General features: G+C 58.4%; 5 protein-coding genes and 1 pseudogene. 4 read left to right on the top strand and 2 right to left on the bottom strand.

The genetic code is table 11. The annotated features are described in order from the left end of the window. From Q0Z94_RS01610 to Q0Z94_RS01595, 4 genes and pseudogenes are all read left to right on the top strand, one after another. A pseudogene (locus Q0Z94_RS01610) lies at positions 1-333 on the top strand (ribonuclease II); the annotation flags it as partial. 69 nt (positions 334-402) lie between these two features. After that, positions 403-1,575, top strand: a complete 1,173-nt coding sequence (locus Q0Z94_RS01605; RefSeq protein WP_298066989.1) for a peptidoglycan DD-metalloendopeptidase family protein — start codon at positions 403-405, stop codon at positions 1,573-1,575. A 156-nt stretch (positions 1,576-1,731) separates the two neighbouring features. After that, positions 1,732-2,277 (top strand): hypothetical protein, encoded by a 546-nt coding sequence (locus Q0Z94_RS01600; RefSeq protein WP_298066984.1) that lies wholly within the window; start codon positions 1,732-1,734, stop codon positions 2,275-2,277. 166 nt (positions 2,278-2,443) lie between these two features. After that, on the top strand, positions 2,444-3,202 hold the full coding sequence (locus Q0Z94_RS01595; RefSeq protein WP_298066980.1) for an SDR family oxidoreductase: 759 nt from the start codon (positions 2,444-2,446) through the stop codon (positions 3,200-3,202). 204 nt (positions 3,203-3,406) lie between these two features. Here the strand turns inward: Q0Z94_RS01595 and Q0Z94_RS01590 are convergent, their stop codons facing one another. Continuing rightward, positions 3,407-3,967: a sugar O-acetyltransferase gene (locus Q0Z94_RS01590; protein WP_298066976.1), complete on the bottom strand. Its 561-nt coding sequence runs from the start codon at positions 3,965-3,967 to the stop codon at positions 3,407-3,409. Positions 3,968-4,181: 214 nt separating this feature from the next. Beyond that, positions 4,182-6,260, bottom strand: a complete 2,079-nt coding sequence (gene fusA, locus Q0Z94_RS01585) for an elongation factor G (RefSeq protein ID WP_298066970.1) — start codon at positions 6,258-6,260, stop codon at positions 4,182-4,184. Between the last annotated feature and the right edge of the window lies 1 nt (position 6,261).

Here is a 6,261-nt window from a genome sequence, read left to right as displayed (position 1 = left end):
GACGAAGCACAGCTCTCCGCCTTGCTGCTTTCCCTGAACGTACGCCTTGAGCTGGTGGGCCAGGTGCAGAAACTGCGCCCGCGCTACTGGAAATACCTGTACATCCAGCAGCAGGCCAGACGGCACGGTGAGGAATGCCGCTGGAAGGCCGAGGTTGCAGAAGAAAACGACATGTGGGTGAACGTCAGCCTGCCCGAGGTGCAGATCAATCTGCGCGGCAAACGCAGTCTTTTTGGAGAAAAGGTCTTTCCCGGGCAGGAACTCATGGTGCGTCTGGGCAAAATAAGCCCGCTGCGGGCCGAAGCCGTCATCCTCGCCGTCAGGGAGAGCTGAGCGCTTGCCTTGAGTCCCGTTTCGGGATATCATGAATATGGTGTCGTATCAGACAAGACAGGAGTGTGCATGGGCGAAGCAGGTAAATCTTTCGTGATCGGGCTGGTAGCGGCGGGCTGCCTATGTTTCACGCTCACGGCCTGCGGTCACCTGCCCTTCTGGTCCGGGACACACGAAGAAGATCCTGCGCTGAACGCCGAACCGCCCGTCAGCCTCTCCGGGGACATGGGCGACATCGACCGCGAAATTTCCCTTGCCTCCAGCAGGCCCGAAGCGCTGGTGGGTGAAAATTCCATGGGGGTTTCCGAGCTTTCCGAAGACATTGAGGCCCAAAATGATCCTCTGGCGCTTTCCGAAGTTCCCTCCGAACTTTTGGGACATGAAGAAGCCCAAATTGCCGCTCCCAGCTTTCTTTCCCTGCCTAAGCCCGGCAGCAGCGAGGAACGGCGCCTTGCCTCCATGCACACAAGGCAGAATCTGTGTACGGGGTCGGACACCCTGTGCATCACGTCCCCGTATGGGGTCAAGCGTTCTTCGCGGCGCTCCCACAAGGGGATCGACATCCGCGCCCCCATGGGGTCGCCCATCATGGCTTTTCGCAGCGGCGTCGTGGTCAGGGCGGAATACCATCACTCCTACGGCTACATGGTCGAGATCCAGCAGAGCGACGGCCTGCTGGCGCGCTACGCGCACATGAGCCAGATTCTGGTCAGCCGTGGTGCGCATGTCCAGCCGGGGCTGATGATCGGCCGCGTGGGTTCCACGGGGCGTTCCACCGGCCCGCACCTGCATTTTGAACTACTGCGCGACAACCGGCAGATGAATCCCATGGCGGTTCTGCCTTCGCCGAAACAGGTTGTTACCAAGGCCACGCCTGCGGATATGGCCGAGGCTCGCAAGGCCATGAGCGCCCGCAAGAAGATTTCCAAAAAAGCCGTAAAAAAAACGGGCAGAAAAGCCTCGGCAAAAAAAACATCGGCGAAAAAAGCATCTGTACAGAAGACCTCGGCTAAAACGAACGTTAAAAAAACTTCGGCAGCATCCTCTGCGTCCAAGGCGCCGGCAGCCAAAAAGGGTACGGTGCAAAAGACCGTGAAAAAGACGAACGCTGCGCCGAAAAAGACCACGGCGAAAAACAACAGCACGGTTAAAAAGGCGGCTTCGAAGACCAATGCTGCTGGAAGCGCGGTCAAAAAGACGAACGGCGGCACCTCCGCAAAAGTGCAGAAGAAAACATCATAGGCAGAACTTCTTAAAGAGTCCTGCGGCAAGGGTGAAATGGGAAAGGCGGAACTCCTTCGCGGGCTACGCCTTTTTTTTGCGCACGGCAAAAAGGGAAAGGGGAGACGCTTGCGGAAACCGCCGCCTTGCCCACGCAGAAGGCGCACGGCGCGCAGGATGGGGGGGACGGATGCCGGAAGGAGAGGTGCAAAAAAAAGCGGCGCAGACTCCTTGGGAAACGGCGGTAAATCTACGCCTGGCGGAGCGGCACGAACAGTCAAGGGCGGCGGACGAGCAGAGGCGGAACTCCTTCGCGGGCTTCGCTTTTTGCGCTTGGAAAGGCGGATGCCGGACGTGCAGAAAAATCATGGCTGCGTGGAAGGTAGCACGTCAGCAGAATGCTCGACCTCTTTCGGTCAAACTGTCGGAATTTATATGCTGCTCGCTGAGGTAAGGTTCTGGCTCATCACACGTACAGGCAGATATCTGGAAAAGAATGTGGCCCGGGGGCATGAACTGGAATTTTGGGCTTCGGGTATCATTGCCAGATGCACTGTTGATGAATACCTGGAAAACAGCATACTTGAAATCATGATTATGAGCAATACCAAGTTGCTTGGGAAAATTCGTTTTTGTATAAAATTATTTGTCTTTTTATATGGTTACAAAACACTCTTGCAGCGTTCTCATCAAAAAAATAGAGCCGTTCAACGTTTTCCGTGAGTGAAAATCAATAATTTCAACAGGCAACAACTAAAAAATCTAAACGCTGACGCTCTTCAGAAAAAGCGGAAAGTCCGTCCGCGCATTCCCATGATTTCCAAGCATTCATCAACAGTGCATCTGTTGATTTTCAGGTAATCATGGCATAGATGAGAAGGAGCGCAGTGTGAAGAGTTCAAGCGGACATGAAGGCAGACATTATCTTGTTGTCGGAGCGTCATCCGGCATAGGGGCGAGCATCGCTCTCGAGCTGGCCTCTCTGGAGGCCAATATCACCATGGTGGCCAGACGCACCGAAAAGATGCTGGAACTGTGGCAGCGCATGGCGCCGGGGAGCCATGCCTGCTACGGCTTTGACGTCAGCCGTCTCTCCGAAATTTTTGCCCTGGTGGAGAAGATAGATGCGGAACGGGGAGCGATCGACGGCTGCGTCTACTGCGCCGGCGTGGGTGCCGCCATGCGGCTGCGCGGTCTGCTGCCGGAGAAACTGCACGCAGTCATGCGGGTTAATTTTTATGCCTTTGTCGAGTTTGTCCGTGCTCTGGCCAGAAAAAAGCGGAAAGAGCAGGATTTGCGCATTGTAGCGCTGTCTTCCCTGGCGAGCATTTCCAGCGACAAGTATAAAACGGCGTATTCGGCGTCCAAGGCGGCCATGGATGCCGCAGTGCGTTGCCTTTCACGGGAGCTGGCCTCAAACCGTGTTACGATTAACAGTATCCGGCCCGCCGTGGTCGATGTGGAACGACTGCGTGGTTTGGATGAGTTAACGGGCGGTCTTGATGCAGAAATCAAAAAAAACGGCTACCAGCCCCTGGGGATAATCCCTCCGAAGGATATTGCGGGCATGGCCGCCTGGCTTTTGAGCGATGCCGCGCGCTATCTTACGGGAACCAGCTTGCCGTTCAACGGCGGAGCGGCCTGCTGAAGGCAGCGGCAGGAAATCCTTTGCGTTGAAACCGCCGGGAATCTTTCGGGAAAGGCGGAATTCCTTCGCGGGCTTCGCCTTTCTTTTTTTGTGCATGGCAAGGCGCTGCGGCACGGGAAGCGGGCGGAAAAGTGAGGGCAAGTACGAACTGCGGGCGAAATGACCTTGTGGTACGGCAGCAGATGCGGCCCTCAGTCGGTGTTTTCAGGGCAGGGCGAGGCGGTCGGCTTCGGTGATTTCGCGGAGCACACGGCAGGGCACGCCAGCGGCCACAACGCCGGACGGGATGGAGCGGGTGACCACGCTGCCCGCGCCGATGACGCTGTTGTCTCCGATACTCACGCCGCCCAGGACGGTGACGTGTCCGCCCAGCCATACTCCGTGTCCCAGCGTTACGGGGCGTGCGTATTCCAGTCCGGTTTTTCGCTGTTCGGGAAGCAGGGGATGCGCGGCGGTGTAGATGCCGCACTGTGGGCCGATGAGACAGTCATCGCCGAAGGTCACAGGGGCGCAGTCCAGAACGATTAGCCCGTGGTTGGCGTAAAAGCCTTCTCCCAGCGAGATCTGAGAGCCGTAATCACACCAGAAATCCGGCTCGATCCAGAAGTCCCGGCCCGTGTGTCCCAGAAGGGAACGCAGGAGCGCACGCCGTTCTTCCGTCTGCGCCGGGGGCAGGCTGTTGAAGCGGGCGCAGACTTCCTTGCAGCGCAGGCGCTCCTGGCTCAGGGAGGGATCCGTGGCCAGGTAGGGGAGGCCACGGAGCATTTTTTCTCTTTCAGTCATGGCATGTTCTCAAAAAGAAGATCGCTTCGGGAAGAGCGTCCCGTCAGCAAACTCTCGTTTTTTCTTCTCCCGCAGGCTTTTCAATGCCTGAAAAAGAGTTTGGCAGCAAGGAAAGGGAGCTTTTTCCAAGCCGCCGTCAGGGACGAAAAAGGGCCGGAGCGTACTCCGGCCCGGGTGTTCTTTGGCCTGAGAATGGTCAGTTCTTCTTGCTGGCGACCAGCGCTTCAGAGATGCTGGCCGGGACTCTCTCGTAATGGTCGAACTGCATGGTGAACGTGGCGCGGCCCTGAGTACGGGAGCGCAGGTCGGTGGCGTAGCCGAACATTTCCGAGAGCGGAACGAAGCAGCTGATGACCTGAGCACCGGCGCGGGCTTCCATGGCCTGCACCTTGCCGCGGCGTCCGTTGAGGTCGCCCATGACATCGCCAAGGTAGTCTTCGGGGGTGACGACTTCCACGCTCATGATGGGTTCGAGGAGCACGGGGCTGGCCTTGCGCATGGCGTCCTTGATGGCCATGGAGCCGGTGACGTAGAAGGCCTGTTCCGAGGAGTCCACTTCATGATAGGAGCCGAAGACCAGATTGACCTTCACGTCCACGGCGGGATAGCCGGCGAGGACGCCGGACTTCAGGGCATCCTGAATACCCTTGTCAATGGCCGGGATGTACTCCTTGGGAATGACGCCGCCGGTGATCGAGTTGACGAACTCGTAACCGTTGCCGGGATTGGGTTCGACCTCGATGACGGCGTGACCGTACTGGCCGCGGCCGCCCGACTGCTTGGCATACTTGGTGTCGGATTTGGAGGATTTGGTAATGGTTTCGCGGTAGGCCACCTGGGGCTTGCCGACGTTGGCGTTGACGTTGAATTCGCGGGTGAGGCGATCCACGATGATGTCAAGGTGGAGTTCGCCCATGCCGGCGATGAGGGTCTGTCCGGTCTCTTCATCGCCCGTCACGCGGAAGGAGGGATCTTCCTTGGAGAGCTTGTTCAGAGCGGCGGACAGGGCGTCGCGGTCAGCCTTGGTCTTCGGCTCAATGGCTACCTGGATGACGGGTTCCGGAATGTCGAGGGATTCCAGCACCACAGGAGCGTCGGAGTGGCAGAGAGTATCGCCGGTGGAGACGTTCTTCAGGCCCACGAGAGCCACGATGTCGCCGGCGCCGGCCCACTTGATTTCTTCGCGCTTGTTGGCGTGCATGCGCACGATGCGTCCGATGCGTTCAGGCTTGCCCGTGGTGGAGTTCAGCACGGACATGCCGGGTTCGATGTAGCCGGAGTACACGCGGAAGAAGGACAGGTGACCGATGAAGGGGTCGGCGGCCAGCTTGAAGACCAGGCCCGCGAGGGGAGCCTTGTCATCGGCATGGCAGATGACTTCTTCGTCGGTGTCGGGGTTCCTGCCCTTCATCTGTTCGATGTCGAGGGGCGAGGGCAGGTAGTCCACGATGGCGTCGAGCAGGAGCTGAACACCCACGTTGCGGAAGGCCGTGCCGCAGAGCACGGGAACGATGGTCTGCGCGATGGTGGCCTTGCGGATGCAGATGCGGATCTCCTCTTCGGAGAGCGTCCCTTCCTCCAGGTACTTTTCCATCATGGCCTCGTCTTCCTCGGCCACGGCTTCCATCATTTCAGTGCGCTTCTCTTCGTACAGATCCATGAGATCGGCGGGGATGTCCTCTTCCCAGAAGTTGGAACCCTTGCTCTCCTTGTCGAAGTAGATGGCGCGGCCCTTGATGAGATCCACCACGCCGCGGAACTCGTCTTCATGGCCGATGGGCAGCTGAAGGATGACGGGATTGGCCTTCAGGCGGTCGTGGATGGTCTGCACGGAATGGAAGAAGTCCGCGCCGATGCGATCCATCTTGTTGATGAAGCAGATGCGCGGCACATTGTAGCGGTTGGCCTGACGCCACACCGTTTCGGACTGCGGCTCCACGCCGTTCACGCCGTCGAACACCGCGACAGCGCCGTCGAGCACGCGCAGGGAGCGCTCTACCTCGATGGTGAAGTCCACATGGCCGGGCGTGTCGATGATGTTGATGGTGCGGCCTTTCCACTGGCAATGCGTGGCGGCGGAAGTGATGGTGATGCCGCGTTCCTTTTCCTGTTCCATCCAGTCCATCGTGGACTCGCCTTCGTGAGTCTCGCCGATTTTGTGGTTGATGCCGGTGTAGAACAGGATGCGTTCCGTGGTCGTCGTTTTGCCGGCGTCGATATGGGCCATGATACCGATATTGCGCAGGTCCTTGAGTTCAAAGGTACGATTCGACATG

Source organism: uncultured Mailhella sp. (genome assembly GCF_947631555.1).
Lineage (GTDB): Bacteria > Desulfobacterota > Desulfovibrionia > Desulfovibrionales > Desulfovibrionaceae > Mailhella.
This window is presented reverse-complemented; position numbering and strand designations above follow the sequence as displayed.

Excerpts from the sequence above, each read along its gene's own strand:
- Q0Z94_RS01605 (WP_298066989.1), top strand. The coding sequence starts at position 403 with ATGGGCGAAGCAGGTAAATCTTTCGTGATCGGGCTGGTAGCGGCGGGC.
- Q0Z94_RS01600 (WP_298066984.1), top strand. The coding sequence starts at position 1,732 with ATGGGGGGGACGGATGCCGGAAGGAGAGGTGCAAAAAAAAGCGGCGCA.
- Q0Z94_RS01590 (WP_298066976.1), bottom strand. The coding sequence starts at position 3,967 with ATGCTCCGTGGCCTCCCCTACCTGGCCACGGATCCCTCCCTGAGCCAG.
- fusA (WP_298066970.1), bottom strand. The coding sequence starts at position 6,260 with ATGTCGAATCGTACCTTTGAACTCAAGGACCTGCGCAATATCGGTATC.